Source organism: Aedoeadaptatus ivorii (genome assembly GCF_030815095.1).
In the GTDB taxonomy this organism is placed as follows: Bacteria; Bacillota; Clostridia; order Tissierellales; family Peptoniphilaceae; genus Aedoeadaptatus; species Aedoeadaptatus ivorii.
Genome location: NZ_JAUSWF010000001.1, coordinates 81400 through 95389 on the forward strand (window position 1 = coordinate 81400; position 13990 = coordinate 95389).

At 49.1% G+C, this 13990-nt stretch carries 15 protein-coding genes and 2 tRNA genes; 16 read left to right on the top strand and 1 reads right to left on the bottom strand.

What is annotated here, in order from left to right:
* Positions 1-155: 155 nt before the first annotated feature.
* The 9 genes from QO008_RS00380 to QO008_RS00420 all read left to right on the top strand — a co-directional run bounded on the left by QO008_RS00380 (position 156) and on the right by QO008_RS00420 (position 5296).
* The gene (locus QO008_RS00380; RefSeq protein WP_126465124.1) at positions 156-452 is read left to right on the top strand and encodes a type II toxin-antitoxin system RelE/ParE family toxin; all 297 of its coding nucleotides are present in this window, start codon (positions 156-158) and stop codon (positions 450-452) included.
* Positions 453-469: 17 nt separating this feature from the next.
* Positions 470-1516 carry a helix-turn-helix domain-containing protein gene (locus QO008_RS00385; RefSeq protein WP_126465126.1) on the top strand — a complete coding sequence of 349 codons (1047 nt, stop codon included), beginning with the start codon at positions 470-472 and terminating at the stop codon, positions 1514-1516.
* 191 nt (positions 1517-1707) lie between these two features.
* Positions 1708-2412, top strand: coding sequence for a phage portal protein (locus QO008_RS00390; protein WP_232006503.1), 705 nt, complete (start codon positions 1708-1710; stop codon positions 2410-2412).
* Entirely contained in the window at positions 2405-3934 is a 1530-nt protein-coding gene (locus tag QO008_RS00395; protein ID WP_307383258.1) for an ADP-ribosyltransferase, read from the top strand. The genes QO008_RS00390 and QO008_RS00395 overlap by 8 nt, the downstream gene beginning before the upstream one ends.
* The gene (locus QO008_RS00400) at positions 3912-4094 is read left to right on the top strand and encodes a hypothetical protein (protein ID WP_126465130.1); all 183 of its coding nucleotides are present in this window, start codon (positions 3912-3914) and stop codon (positions 4092-4094) included. Before QO008_RS00395 ends, QO008_RS00400 begins: the two co-directional genes overlap by 23 nt.
* Before the next feature lie 39 nt (positions 4095-4133).
* Positions 4134-4391: a hypothetical protein gene (locus tag QO008_RS00405; protein ID WP_307383261.1), complete on the top strand. Its 258-nt coding sequence runs from the start codon at positions 4134-4136 to the stop codon at positions 4389-4391.
* Between the two features lie 194 nt (positions 4392-4585).
* Complete coding sequence (locus QO008_RS00410; RefSeq protein ID WP_307383264.1) at positions 4586-4783, top strand: hypothetical protein; 198 nt, start codon at positions 4586-4588, stop codon at positions 4781-4783.
* A gap of 31 nt (positions 4784-4814) precedes the next feature.
* Positions 4815-5033, top strand: a complete 219-nt coding sequence (gene relB / locus QO008_RS00415; protein WP_307383267.1) for a type II toxin-antitoxin system RelB family antitoxin — start codon at positions 4815-4817, stop codon at positions 5031-5033.
* The gene (locus tag QO008_RS00420) at positions 5030-5296 is read left to right on the top strand and encodes a type II toxin-antitoxin system RelE family toxin (protein WP_126465136.1); all 267 of its coding nucleotides are present in this window, start codon (positions 5030-5032) and stop codon (positions 5294-5296) included. The genes relB and QO008_RS00420 overlap by 4 nt, the downstream gene beginning before the upstream one ends.
* Before the next feature lie 47 nt (positions 5297-5343).
* Here the strand turns inward: QO008_RS00420 and QO008_RS00425 are convergent, their stop codons facing one another.
* Entirely contained in the window at positions 5344-5664 is a 321-nt protein-coding gene (locus QO008_RS00425) for a YjgN family protein (protein WP_126465138.1), read from the bottom strand.
* A 257-nt stretch (positions 5665-5921) separates the two neighbouring features.
* Between QO008_RS00425 and polA the strand changes: the two genes are divergently transcribed.
* The 7 genes from polA to QO008_RS00460 all read left to right on the top strand — a co-directional run bounded on the left by polA (position 5922) and on the right by QO008_RS00460 (position 13983).
* A complete protein-coding gene (polA, locus tag QO008_RS00430) occupies positions 5922-8558 on the top strand; it encodes a DNA polymerase I (RefSeq protein WP_307383273.1) in 2637 nt (878 codons plus the stop codon).
* Positions 8545-9153, top strand: a complete 609-nt coding sequence (gene coaE / locus QO008_RS00435) for a dephospho-CoA kinase (protein ID WP_126465142.1) — start codon at positions 8545-8547, stop codon at positions 9151-9153. Before polA ends, coaE begins: the two co-directional genes overlap by 14 nt.
* Positions 9140-10801: an ABC transporter substrate-binding protein gene (locus QO008_RS00440; protein WP_307383279.1), complete on the top strand. Its 1662-nt coding sequence runs from the start codon at positions 9140-9142 to the stop codon at positions 10799-10801. The genes coaE and QO008_RS00440 overlap by 14 nt, the downstream gene beginning before the upstream one ends.
* Positions 10802-10948: 147 nt before the next feature.
* Positions 10949-11035, top strand: a tRNA-Leu gene (locus QO008_RS00445).
* A 158-nt stretch (positions 11036-11193) separates the two neighbouring features.
* Positions 11194-11280: transfer RNA gene (locus QO008_RS00450), tRNA-Leu, on the top strand.
* Between the two features lie 146 nt (positions 11281-11426).
* Positions 11427-12578, top strand: a complete 1152-nt coding sequence (locus QO008_RS00455; protein ID WP_307383281.1) for a hypothetical protein — start codon at positions 11427-11429, stop codon at positions 12576-12578.
* Positions 12579-12720: 142 nt separating this feature from the next.
* On the top strand, positions 12721-13983 hold the full coding sequence (locus tag QO008_RS00460; RefSeq protein ID WP_307383285.1) for a carboxyl transferase domain-containing protein: 1263 nt from the start codon (positions 12721-12723) through the stop codon (positions 13981-13983).
* Positions 13984-13990: the final 7 nt, after the last annotated feature.

Here is a 13990-nt window from a genome sequence, read left to right on the forward strand (position 1 = left end):
AAACGAAGCAACAGCAAGATCCATTCACGATCGTTATTTGAATTGGTTTTCCAGTGACTGTTTGGATAAATAATTTCTAGATTCCTTGATCATCATAAACACTTGGTATATAATAATATTAACCTATGGGGTTAATATTATTAAGGGGTGAACCGTTGCAGATAGGCTATAAAACCAAAAAGCTAAAGAGAATTTGTACAAAATATGCAATTGCAAATAAAGAATATGGACCAGAAATGGCAATAAAAATACATCAACGTGTCAATGAAATTGAAGCTGTAGATACGGTTCATACCTTGGTTCAGTTTAGAATTGGACGGTGTCACGCCTTAAAAGGAAGACGAGAAGGGGAGTATGCTGTTGATCTAGTCCATCCGTTTCGACTAATTTTCACGGTGAAAAAAGATAAAATGATGATAGCACGAATTGAAGAGATAGTGGACTATCATTAGAACTTTGGAGGTGAAAAATGATAAGCAAAAATTATATAGCAATTCCGCCTGGCGCTACCATTAAAGAGCAACTTGAAGACAGAGGTATGATTCAAAGAGATTTTGCATCTCGCATGAACCTATCGGAGAAGCATGTATCTAAATTAATTAATGGACAGTCTCAACTAACCCAAGACGTTGCTTATCGTTTGGAAATGGTACTAGGGATTCCCGCAAGTTTCTGGAATAATTTAGAGTCCATCTATAGACAGAACCTTACGAAGGTTGAGAAAGAAAACGAAATGGATCAAGATATAGAGATTTCAAGAAAAATATCATATAATGAAATCTCTAAATTAGGTTGGATTGAAGAAACTAGAAAGCCAAAAGAGCGTGTTGTTAATCTCAGAAAGTTTTTTGAGATTACAACTTTAGAATTGCTTGCTGAAAACGCACCTATGCAAATTGCGTGTAGAAAATTAAATGAAGCCAACAAAGAAGATCTTAATTTGTTAGTATGGGCTCAAAAGGCTAAATTAGAAGCTAGGAATATACCAGTTAAACCGATTAATATAGATGGTTTAAAACGAAGCTTAAATGAAATTAGGGCGTTAACAACTTCTAAAGATTCGCACTTTAGTATAGATCTTCAACAAAAATTGGCGAACCTTGGGATTGCGCTGGTTTATTTGCCGCATTTACCGGGCTCTTTTCTTCATGGCGCTACGTTCTACGATTCCAAAAAAATCGTTATCGGTTTAACGTTACGAGGTAAAGATGCAGACAGGTTCTGGTTTAGTCTATTTCATGAGATAGGCCATATCATACTAGGACACATTAATGATAATTTGGGATTAACCGAACATCATGAATACGAGGCAGATGTTTTTGCCAGAGATATCTTAATTCCGCCGGATGAATATGATCTCTATATTCAAAACCATGATATTGGTTATGACACCGTAAAGAATTTTGCAGAAAAAATTAATATCTCACCGGGGGTGGTTGTAGGTAGATTGCAAAAAGAAGGAAAAATCGGTTATAATCAGTTGAATGATTTGAAGATTAGGTATGATTTCAATTAAATGACAGGAAGATATTAAGGTTTTTTATAGGGAGATCTGAATTGTTTCAGCATCTCCCGTTTTTTAGGTCTATTTTTAACTTTGCATGTTTTGCAGGGTTTTTCCATGAGACAATTGTATTGTAGATAACTATATATATTTCTTGCGTCCTTGTTGGGGGCGTTTTTTATGCAGATTTTTAGAGGGGTGAGGTGATTGACGCGCAAAAGAAAAATGTATGTGAAGCAAAGACGCGAACGGGCACACCATGTAAAAAGCGGTCGAATGGGAGCAGATCATCCGAGTACTGGCCGCTGTTAGTTACATGGTGGATCGAGTATAGAGCCGAAGCCAGAAAGTATGCGAAGAAGCAAGAATGCGGAGAAGCATGGCTTGTTTGCGAAAGTGTTGCCCGAAGAAATGATGGAGCCTATGATTTGATCGTGGAGTTTATGGACAAGCCCGATGGCGATGCGACGCAAGAGCACCTGATTAATCGGCTGGAGACGCTGATTTTTAATTTGTCGATGGTGGCCAATATCAACGACAAGGATTTCGGGGCATCCAGTGGGATTGCTTTGCGGTATAAGCTGCAGAGCATGAGTAATCTCGCCAATACAAAGGAGAGAAAGTTTACGAAAGGCTTTCGTCGCCGTTATCGGTTGATCGCGGTGCTTGCCAATACGGCGATCGCACCCGAAGATCTAGCCGGACTGCACTTTATATTCACGCGAAACACGCCTGCGAATCTGCTTGAGGAAGCGCAAACGGCCAACTTGCTGACGGGTCTTGTGAGCGATGAGACAGCGCTAAATAGCCTATCGATTATTAAGGATGCGAAGGCGGAGATGAAGCGGATTCAGGAAGAAGAGGCACCGCTGCCGACGTTTGATGCGGAAATGAACGCCGATGAATAGAGATGAATTTATAAAGCGTCAGTTTGCGTATACTAAAGCAAGGGAAGCGGAACATTTTGATCAGGTGATTCGCGATGATCTGGCATACAAAGAGGCGCTAACGAAGCTGTACGAAGATACCGCGAAGGATATGCTAAAGACAGTAGAAAGTCTATATACGCGGTATGCCTTATCTGAAGGGGTTCCGATCGAGGAGGCAAAAAAACGGATCACCAAGTTCGATGCGGCGGGATTTGCAGAAAAAGCGCAGAAGTTGGTGGAAGCGAAAGATTTCAGCGAAGAGGCCAATCGGCAGTTGAGGCTATATAACTTAAAGATGCGCGTTTCCCGGCTGCAAATGATGGAACACGAGATGCGCCTGGAGACCATTGGTCTGGCCGACAAAGAAGAAAAGATGCTTAAAGAGCGATTACACGAAGCATATGCAGAAGAAGTCGAAAGACAAGCGGACATTCTGGGCCTTCGAAAAGGAACAAGAGAAAAGATATTAAAACGAGCCGATCGGGTCATCAATGGGGACTTTCGATCGGCTCGTTTTAGTAGTCGGATATGGGCAAGTCAACACGATCTACAGGCGAAGCTGGAGCGCGGGCTTACGCGGTCGCTCCTTCGGGGAGAGAACCCAAAAGTCTGGGCGCGGGAAATGCGAACTCTGGTACGGAAAAATATGGCAGATACGGGAAGGGAAAACGCGCTGTATGCCGCCAATCGATTGGCCATTACAGAAACCTCCAGGGTGATGAATGAGGCGCGGATCAGCGCTCTTACCGAAGCGGGGTTTAATGCCTATGTGTGGATTTGTGAACCCGGTGCGTGCCATATTTGCGCACCGTACGATGGCGAAGTTTTTTCGTTGGCGAAAGGAAATATTGGCGAGAACGTGCCGCCGATGCATCCATTCTGCAAATGTTCGATAGCCGGATTTTATGAATATGATCCGGATGAGAGTATTTTCCAAGTTGTAGAAGATGAATTGATGGAAAAAATTCAAGAAGATCATGACTTGGTGTATGACCAATTACCTGAAGATGAACGCAATGTGCTGACAGAGTATATGCTGGATGGATATATAAAAATAAATCAGCAGTTAAATCGACCACAGGAAATAGATGCAAAGACAAAGTCTAGAATCGAAGTATTAGATGCCACTTTAGACAAGTTTAGTACAGAGGAAAGTATTCTTGTTTATAGAGGGGCGAAGCGAGAAATTTATGAGGGGCACAGTATCGGGGAAATTATTACTGAAAAGGGGTTCCTTTCAACTTCTGTAGAACGCAGAATCGCAAAAACATTTCCAAAAGCCACAGAAGAGGGAAAGAAAGTGCTCTTCGAAATACGGGTGCCCAGAGGCAAGAATGGTGCTTATATCGGCTGGAACTCGCCCTATGGGGAGAATGAGTATATATTGAAAAGGGGTAGCCAATTTGAGATAATAAACATCAACAAGGAAGAAAATGTTCCTGTGTATACTTTACGAATGCTAAAAAAGGAGGTTGAAGATGGATCAAAAAGAGACGAGTAACCCAACTTTAACACCCGAGCTAAGAGAAGAAATCAAACAAAGAATCAGAAATTTCCAAGAAAGGATGAAAGAAAATCCGGAACTGGCGCGAATACATTACGAAAGAAGGATGTCGATGGACACGCATCCGGTGTTTACCAAAAAAGAGAAAAATAAATAAGATTTAAGGCATCCCGGCGGATGCCTTTTTTAGTGAATTATGAAGCTGACGATTAAGAAGTGTACAAATCTTGAACGCCCGTGGTTATTGAAGCGTGAAGGCGGTCAGTACACACAGCACGCACATTTTTTCACTAGAAAAGAAGCGAAGTGTTGTAGACGGCTGATTGACCAGCGAAGGTATCCATACGAGAAGAAATACAAGATTGCCATGCAAAGAATTTTAGACGAGGAAGAGTTTAAAGCGCTGCAGAAAAAGCAGCGTTATTTTAATGTGCAAAAAGGTCCCCGCAAATGAGAGGGTCCCGGGCAAGACCTTAAACTGCCCCGACACCTCCTTTCTTTATAGAACGGCCGGAGGGATGGGGCTCCGGCCGCGCGGATAGAAGAGTAGACTTCGGTGCAACTCCGGGGCTATCCTTGCCCAAGCGTTGAAGGCGTAAAAAGCTACGGGAAGTTAAGCATTGCAACTTAAAACTATGGGAGGCAGACATGAGCGAAGAATTGAAGGAAGAAACAGGAGTCGACGAACAGACGGCTCAAGAAAACAACGATCGCGAACCGGAAGAGAAGAAGGATTCGAAATGGGTGAATTCGGCGTTTAGCCGGTCGTTGGTAAACAGCTTTTTAATGCCCAGATTTTGTTGTGTTGCAATCTTAAACAATCAAATCTTCAAATTTAATTTCTGACGTGTTACAATGTAACATAAGGAGGGAGGATATGGAAACAATTACTATCCGCGTAAAATCAAGGGACAAAGCACTTTTCAAGCGAGTCTCGAAAGAAAAGAACAAATCGATTTCGAATTGGGCCAGAGAGACGCTACTTTCCTCCATAGAGGATGAATACGATGTAGGCATCGTGGAAGAGTATCTCAAGAATAAGGATTCTATGAAGTTCTATACCGCCGATGAGGTCGATAAAGAGTTAGAAAGATGAGTTATACACTTATCTACTCCGAGCAGTCTCTGCGGCAGCTAAAGAAGCTCGACAAAGCTGTTTCCACTCGAATACGAAAGTATCTGCGTAAGATTGAAAGCTTAGAAGAACCCAGGTATAGAGGAAAGGCGCTATCCCAAAACTTGCGAGGATTTTGGCGGTATAGGGTCGGGGATTATCGAATCCTATGTGAGATCGACGACAACAAGTTGATTATCGTGGCAATCGACATCGAGCATCGAAAAAAGATTTACAAGAAATAAAGCACCCGGCGCCGGGTGCTTTTTTGTTGCCCAAATCGATGAAGGCATTAATATTCGTATTCGAGATGTTTCGTCTTCCACTTGATCAACGCGAGATTGACCCAAAATCCATAAATGCCGAAGGTGATTACGGTGAGCAGAAGCCACTTTACCCATTGGCCGAATAGGCCCATGGCGGTGCCGGTAAAGCGGAGTCGTCTGCCTTCGATCACCGTATGTCTCGCTTCGTAATTATAGATCAGGGTAAAGGCCCAGGGGGCGGCGAGGCCAAATGTCAGGCCGCAGACGATTGCGCCAAGAATCTTTAAGCCGATCAGTTCGAGCAAGCCGCCATCGAAGTATGAGGCAGCTTCAGGATAATATGCCATATGTATTTCTCCTTTTTACCGCGCCGAAACCGTACCGTATAGGATTGCACGACGGGATTTCGGCAGAGGGATATGTGAATGGGCAGACGAGATACGGCGAAGTCGATTTGCGGTACCGCCGCGCCTTTCCCCGATGATTGTACGGGGTAGAGACATAAAAAACAAGGGGAATTGCAAAAGCAAAGAATGCCGGGGATTTCTTTTCATCGATCCTTCGCGACGCGCCGAACTCGTGTATAATGATCGAAGGAGGGACTATGAATCGAGATACTGTATTAGTAATAGATGGAAGCAGCTTGTTTTTTCGCGCGTTTTACGCCCTGCCGCTCTTAAAGACCAAGCGGGGGATGTATACGAATGCGGTCTACGGCTTTGTCTCTATGATGGAAAACGCCATCAAACGGATCGATCCGGGCTATGTTTTGGTCTGTTTCGACCAAAAGGGACGCAACTTTCGCCATGCGCTCTACGACGCCTATAAGGGCACGCGGCAAAAGACGCCTTCGGAGCTGGATCAGCAGTGGCCGTATTTGATGAAGATTTTAGAGAAAATGCATATCAAGACCGCCGATTCGCCCGATTACGAGGCAGACGATTTAGCGGGCACGGTGGCGAAGATGGGAAAGTCGGCGGGAAAATCGGTCTATCTGCTCACCGGCGACCGCGACTACTACCAGTTGGTCGAAGAGGATATCTTCGTGCTGATGACGAAGAAGGGAATCTCGGAGATGGAGGTCTTCGACGTGGCGCGGATCGGCGAGGAATACGGCCTTACGCCCGAGCAGTTGATCGACCTCAAGGGACTGATGGGCGACAGCAGCGACAATATCCCCGGCGTACCCGGCATCGGCGAAAAGACCGGCATCAAGCTCCTTACGGAATTTGAGACGCTCGAAAATATTTACGACAATCTCGACAAGGTCAGCGGCAAGAAGCGCCGCGAGAACTTGGAAGAAAATGTGCAGCAGGCGTTTTTGAGCAAAAAGCTCGGCACGATTATTACCGATATTCCGCTGGATTTGGAGCTGGCGGATATCGAGCGCAAGCCCTACGATATGGAAGGCCTACGCGATCTCTACAAGGAGTACGAGTTCTTCAGTCTGCTGAACCGCCTGCCTTCGGAAGAAGAGGACTTTCACGAAGAAGCGACGCCGCTTCCCTTGGTCGATGCCGCAACAGCGGCGAAGGAGATGGTGGATCGGCAGCGGGTCTATGTGCATTTGGTCGCCGAAGAAAAGCCCTATGACGGTGGTACGCCGGATTATCTCCTCCTCTATACCGAGGATGCGGGCTGCATCGTAAAAGAACCCGATGCGAAGGCGTTTTCTGTGCTGCGAAGTCTTTGGGAGGATCCGAAAGTGACCCTACGGGGATCGGATCTCAAGGACCTCTTTCTCTATGCCTTTTCCTACGGCATCGACCTGAAGGGGGTCGACTTCGATACGGGAATCGCCGAATATTTGCTCGATCCCACCAAATCCAATTACGAAGCGGCGCATTTGATCGGCCTTTACGAAAATCGAGAGGTCAAGTCCAAAGCGGCGATTCTCGGAAAGGGAAAGAGCCGTATTGCGCCCGGCGAAGCGGAAGAAGACGTCGTGTTGTATTTGTCCGAATTGGCGCGCTTTTTGCCCCATGTGATCGAAAAGCAAGAGGAAAAGCTGCGCACGCTGAATATGTGGGCACTCTTTTCAGAGGTCGAAATGCCCTTGGTCGAGGTCCTCGCCTCGATGGAATACGAGGGAATGTGTGTGGATGTCGAGGTCCTCGATGCGATCGGAGAGGATCTTTCTGCGCATATCACAGAGCTCACCGAGAGAATCTATGCATTTGCAGAAGAACCGTTCAATATCAACAGCACCAAGCAGCTGTCCGCCGTTCTGTTTGAAAAGCTGGGACTTACGCCGATCAAAAAGACCAAGACCGGCTACAGTACGGGGCAGGATGTGCTCGAAAAAATCCGCCACGAACACGAAATCGTCGATCTGATTTTGGCGTATCGCCAGTATACAAAGATTCAATCGACCTATGTCGAAGGCCTCAAGAGCGTTATATCCGATGACGGAAAGATCCACTCGGTCTTTCAACAGACCGTCGCCGCCACCGGACGCATTTCGTCCACGGAGCCGAATCTGCAGAATATTCCCATCAAGACCGAAATCGGGCGCAGCATTCGAAAAGCCTTTTATGCGGAAGAAGGCGCGCGCTTTATCGACGCGGACTATTCCCAGATCGAACTGCGCATCCTCGCGCATATTTCGGGCGATCCGGTGATGCAACAGGCGTTTCGCGACGGAGCGGACATTCACCGCACCACCGCATCGCAGGTATTTCACGTCGCGCCCGATGCCGTCGATACCTTGATGCGATCCAGGGCGAAGGCGGTGAACTTCGGCATTGTCTACGGCATCAGCGACTACGGACTTTCGCAGGATCTCGACATTCCGCGGAAGGAAGCAAAGACCTATATCGACAACTATCTGGAGAAGTTCAGCGGCGTGCGCCGTTTTATGGAAGAGATCGTCGAGACGGGAAAGGCGCAGGGCTATGTGGAAACCCTATTTCACCGCCGGCGATATATCCCGGAGCTTTCCGCCAAGAACTTCAGTGTGCGTTCCTTCGGCGAACGCATCGCCCTCAATATGCCGATCCAGGGGACGGCGGCGGATATGATCAAAAAAGCGATGGTCGAAGTATATTTCCGGTTGAAGGAAGAGGGCCTCGCGGCAAAGCTGCTCTTACAGGTGCACGACGAATTGATTCTCAGCGCACCGGCATCGGAAGAGGCGCGCGTCAAGGCGCTGTTGGTACGCATTATGGAAGAGGCGCTGCCGCTCGATGTGCCGGTCAAGGTGGATGTAGAGACAGGAGAGAATTGGTATGAAACAAAGTAAAATCGGAATTACGGGGAGCATCGCATCGGGAAAAAGCATTCTTTCCGCCTATTTGGGCGGCTGGAATCTGCCGGTGATCGATGCGGATTTGATCGCGCGGGAATTGGTGGAGCCGGGTTCTGTCTATCTCGAAAAAATCGCCGAGACCTTCGGCGACGACGTGTTAGAATACGGTGCACTGAACCGCGAAAAGTTGGCGGAAGTCGTCTTTTCAGACGCGGCGAAGAGAAAGGCGCTCAATGCCATTTTGCACCCGCCGATTTACCGCGCCATGCTCGACCTTTCGAAGAACTTATACGGCCCGGTATTTTACGACATTCCGCTTTTAATCGAGAACCTCGACGAAATGCGCGAAAACGGCCTGGTATTCGACGAAATATGGCTGTTGGACACAGACCCCGAGGTGCAGAAAAAGCGCCTGATGCAGCGGGACAATATCGACGAAGAATACGCCCTGCGAAAGATCGCCGCCCAAATGCCTTCGGAAGAAAAAAAGCAATACGCCACCCGGATCTTTGACAACTCCAAGGATCTCCTGCACCTGTATCACCAGGTAGACACCGCATTGGAGGCGCTGGGTATTGAAGGCGCGTAAATTTCTCGTCCTTCTGCTCTCTCTTTTGCTTCTGCTCGTCGGCTGCAGCGGCGGCCTGCGAAGCGCCAAAGAGATAGATTCGAAGGATCGACCCGTGGCCGAACGCAGGGAGGGGGGCACGCTTCACGTTCCGCTCACCAATATCGATACGCTGAACCCTTTGCTGACCGAAAACCAATCGTATTTTCAGCTCAGCAAATTGCTATACGATCAGCTCTTCGTCTTCGAGGGGAGTGGCAGAATGATTCCTTCTCTGGTAGAGCACGTGGAGGTTTCCAATGGGGGCAGGCGGGTGAGCTTGACCCTTCGCAAGGGGATTTTTTGGGAAGACGGCACGCCTCTAACCACCAAAGACGTCGATGCGACCTTTCGGGCGATCAAGGCGATGGACGCCGAGGCGCCGTATCCCCGCATGATTCGCCATAGTGCCGGCGTGCGTTCGGCAAAGCCCCTCGCCGATATGATGCGGGCAGTGATCTTTGATGCGCGCAATATCGACTTCGAATTCGACCGACCCTACGGAAATTTTCGCGAAATGCTCGCCTTTCCCATCCTGCCGTCGCATTTGATGAGTACCGAAGATATGGCGGAAAAAGATGACTTTAAGGTGACGGGATCCGGCCCTTATATCTTTAAGAAATTCGAAAAAAACAAGAAAGTCTTTTTGGAAAAAAACCCCAACTACCACGGCAATCTTCCCTATGTCGACGAAATCGTGGGGATCATCCTCTCCGATCCGGCGGCAATTCGCCAGGCATACGAGGCGGAACAGATCGACCTCTGTGTGTTGGATGATTACACCTGGGACAAATACCGCGCGGGCCATCCCAAACGACTCGAACCCTTCGAGTCACAGCGCGTAGAGACGGTGTGCCTAAACACCGCCAATGCCAATCTTTCGGATCCCGCCCTCAGAAAAGCGTTGGACTTCGCCGTCAATAAGGGCAGAATTAGAGACAGCTTGTACCTTTCCCAGGGAACCATCGCTAACTTTTTCTTAAATCCCAAGATCTCCGGCGGTCTTTTTGCCAAAGAAGAAGCATATACCAGCACCGATGCCGCCGCCGAACTGTTGGACAAAGCCGGCTACAAAGACACAAATGGAGACGGCTACCGGGAAAAGCCGGGCGGCGCACCCCTCAGACTTTCGATCCTCGTCGACCCCGCCCACGAAAAAATGAAGACCGAAGCGGGCATGCTTAAAGACGACTGGGCAAAAATTGGCGTACAATGCGAGCTCAAGACGCTGGCGGTTCCTACGGAAGGAGAAGCGGAAGAAGGCGGGGACTTTCTTTCGACGGTAAAAAGCGGCGGCTATCAAATCGCCATAGTCGGTATGAACTTTTCCGCCGCACCGGATCTGGAGTCGGTGCTCCATTCCGCCTCTGTGGGGGAGATGAATCTTAGCCGATACGGCAATCCGGAAGCGGATCGAATATTGGAGAAGCTCGCCTTGACGCGCGGCGAAGACGAGCGCAGAGCCTTGGTGCAAGAGCTCTACGGCATCTTTCAAAAGGATACGCCCTATATCCCCATCCTATTTAAGCAAAAAGTGCTGATCAAGGGGGATCGAGTGCAGGGCATGCTCAGGCCCAATGTCTACAATGTCTACAATGGTATGGACGACGTGTATTTGTCCGAAGAATAAATAAGGCAAAATTCAACTTTGCATTTCGAAATCGATATGTTATAATAAGAGTCTCAGTTCACGAGAACGGAAGAAATTTTTCCCGATAATTTAAATTTGTGTTTACACACTGTAAGCACTGTGTTATAATTTATTATCGTGAGGCGAGCGGAGATGCTGGAATCGGCAGACAGGCATGTTTGAGGGGCATGTGTGAGTCATCACGTGAGGGTTCAAGTCCCTTTCTCCGCACCAACACAAAGCGGCGACGGAAAGCGAAAGCGCGTCGCCCTGCCAAAGGCGACCGGCAAGGTTCTTGTCGGTCGATTTCTTTTGGCGATACCTACCGTGCGGATTTGTTAATCTTTATTTACAGAAGGTAAAGTCCGTGTTATAATGTTGAACGGTAATAGGCGGGGATGCTGGAATCGGCAGACAGGCATGATTCAGGATCATGTGTGAGCAATCGCGTGAGGGTTCAAGTCCCTTTCCCCGCACCAAATCGCAGGAAAAAGAGCACTCTACGGAGTGCTCTTTTTTTGTTTTATAATTTGCTTTCATATTCCGGAAGAAAAGCCATTGTTTCATTTTTTTTTGTGGTATGCTGATTGGACCGGTAGCACTGTACTATGCGAAAGGAGATCCCATGTATCCACAAAAGACACTCTCTCTGCTCGCCTTGGGCGCCGTTTGTCTATGCGCCGCACCGGCGACGGCTTGTGCCCAAGAAACGCCGCAGACCGTGCCGACGACAAATAATCATATGCGCGACGCGTCGGCAATAGCCGCAGAAGCGAACATCGACGTAAACGGAAACCAAAAGTCGACGCCGTCGTATGTGATCGGAGGCGAAAACTATTTGCGCATCCGCGATGCCGCACTGCTCTTAAAAGATACTGAATCGAAATTTTCGGTCGAATGGAATGCCGCGGATTCTGTGGTCGATGTCCAAAAAGGGGTGGCCTATGCCGAGGAGGCATCGCCCGAAAATCCCGTCGAACGGCCCGAACTATTGCCCGCAAGCCCCGTTCGAGAATCGGATAAGGGCGTAATCAAATTGCGCGGCTACCGTATCGGTGGCTACAATTACTATCGCCTGCGGGATATGGCGAAGGCATTCGCGTTTCAGATCGATTGCGATGCTGCGAATAAGATAGTAAGTATTCAAACCGATGATGGAAAAGCGAATGCAAATTCGACAAATGACGCTTCGTATCCCGCGCTGAGTTTCACCGAAACCGCCGACGCCTCCGACGAGATTGTGCGCGCAAAATTTATCGGCTACACCGATCCCTTTACCGTCACTCCGGAAAAAGGAAACACTCCGCGCGTATTTCGGGATGCAAAGTTTGAAGTGAAAGCGCGCTATAAGGGATCTGCCGAAGTCGGCGATGTTTTGTATGTCCGCACCGGGGTAAATGCCGCGCAGGATGGCGCGTTTTCTATCTCTACGGGAGACGACGAGATCCGGTTCGAGGGCGATATGCTTCTGTTTCTCGCAAAGCCCGCGCGCGACGGCTATATCACCGACGAAGTGTATTGGGTGCCCGTCGCGGGTCCGATAGGGGTCTACAAGATCCAAAGCGATCGCGCGGAAAATATCGCGGATCCCGAAAAGTCCTTTGCCCTCGAATCCCTAGAGACTATCGATGCGAGCGTCGATCCGGAGGAATTGAGCCGGCAACAGATGCAAAGCAATTTCGAATCGGGCCGCATTACCGAGGACGAATACGACGCGTATCTGCGTTCTTTACAGGAGCCGATCCCCTACGCCGAAAAATCGGACATCCGCAAGTAAAACGATATATCTTTATAAAACGACGAAAGGAGATGCGCGCTGCATCTCCTTTTTATATCGGCAAAAAGAGGCCGCTCTGCCGATTGTAAAGCCTCAGCGGGGGTAAAACATAACAAGAGATAGGATGAGAAAGGAGTGAATTGTGAACCGAGCATTGGGACGGCTGGCGGATCTCGTCGATCCCCACAGCCTACAGATTGTCGAAATGAATCGCTCGGCGGTGATTCTCGCCGCCGGGAAAATTGCGGGGCGGCCGGTGGTGCTTTTTGCCTTTAATGAAGCCAAGTACGGCGGTGCTTTCGGCTATTTCGAGGGCGCGACCATTTCCCGCGCGCTACATATCGCAGAAGAAGCGGAGGCGCCCTTGGTTGGACTTTTTTGCACGGCGGGGGCAAATCTGCGGCAAGGGCAGCTCGCGCTGAGGGCGTATGGGGACCTGTTTATGCGGTATCATCGCTCAACGGTCTTAAAGATATACCTTTCTTATGGCGCCTGTGCCGGCGGCGGCGCGTATCTGGCGGGGCTTTCCGACATCGTGCTGGGGATCCGGGATGTAAGCAAATTGTTTTTAACGGGGCCCGTCGTGGTGAGCCGCGCTATTTTTGAAGAGGCCGATGCACACGCGTTGGGCGGCACCGAAGTGGTAAATCGCTACGGCGGCTTTCACTATATCGAGCCCTCGGCGGCGGATATGGCAAAGCGGTGCAAAGACCTAATCGCCTTTTTTGGCGAAAAGAGGCGGCCCGCAACGCAGGCGGCAGAACTCGATATCTTGCCCTATGTCTACGAAGAAATCGTCGACATCGACCGGATTCTCGCGTCGATATTCGACGGTGGCCGCTACTCGGAGCTATGGAAGGACTGGGGAAGAAATGCCGTCTGCGCTTGGGGGTATGTCGGCGGAAAGCGCGTCGGCGTATTTGCCAATCGTCCCATAGAAAAGGGCGGCGTGTTGGACCGTACGGCGGCGGAAAAGGCGGCGGCGTTTTATCGCCTGTCCGCGCGAATTCCCGTGCCGGTGCTGAGCCTCGTCGATACGCCGGGATTTTTGCCGGGTACGGAATCCGAGCGATCCGGCGTCTTAAAGGCGGGGGCGGAGATGCTCAAGGCATATATGGCCCATCCCGAAAAGAAGCTGACCGTCGCGGTGGGAAAGGTCTTTGGCGGCGCGTATATGGCGATGGGCGCAAAGGAGATGGGCGCGTGTCGTTACTACGCCCTTTCTCGCGCGCAGATCGGCATTATGGGCGCATCCTATGCGGCGAGCTTGTTGGATTTTGACGAAACCCAACGGGAATTCTATCGCCTGCGCCATCTCTCTGCCCACTCGGCGGCGGCATCGGGCATGATCGATGCGGTCATAGCCCCCGCCGAAATTCGAAACGCCGTCATCAAGACGCTATAAGGAGACA

Bases quoted from the DNA above. Each gene is read 5' to 3' on its own strand.
- QO008_RS00385 (WP_126465126.1), top strand. From the start codon at position 470: ATGATAAGCAAAAATTATATAGCAATTCCGCCTGGCGCTACCATTAAA.
- QO008_RS00395 (WP_307383258.1), top strand. From the start codon at position 2,405: ATGAATAGAGATGAATTTATAAAGCGTCAGTTTGCGTATACTAAAGCA.
- QO008_RS00400 (WP_126465130.1), top strand. From the start codon at position 3,912: ATGGATCAAAAAGAGACGAGTAACCCAACTTTAACACCCGAGCTAAGA.
- QO008_RS00405 (WP_307383261.1), top strand. From the start codon at position 4,134: ATGAAGCTGACGATTAAGAAGTGTACAAATCTTGAACGCCCGTGGTTA.
- QO008_RS00410 (WP_307383264.1), top strand. From the start codon at position 4,586: ATGAGCGAAGAATTGAAGGAAGAAACAGGAGTCGACGAACAGACGGCT.
- relB (WP_307383267.1), top strand. From the start codon at position 4,815: ATGGAAACAATTACTATCCGCGTAAAATCAAGGGACAAAGCACTTTTC.
- QO008_RS00420 (WP_126465136.1), top strand. From the start codon at position 5,030: ATGAGTTATACACTTATCTACTCCGAGCAGTCTCTGCGGCAGCTAAAG.
- QO008_RS00425 (WP_126465138.1), bottom strand. From the start codon at position 5,664: ATGGCATATTATCCTGAAGCTGCCTCATACTTCGATGGCGGCTTGCTC.
- polA (WP_307383273.1), top strand. From the start codon at position 5,922: ATGAATCGAGATACTGTATTAGTAATAGATGGAAGCAGCTTGTTTTTT.
- coaE (WP_126465142.1), top strand. From the start codon at position 8,545: ATGAAACAAAGTAAAATCGGAATTACGGGGAGCATCGCATCGGGAAAA.
- QO008_RS00455 (WP_307383281.1), top strand. From the start codon at position 11,427: ATGTATCCACAAAAGACACTCTCTCTGCTCGCCTTGGGCGCCGTTTGT.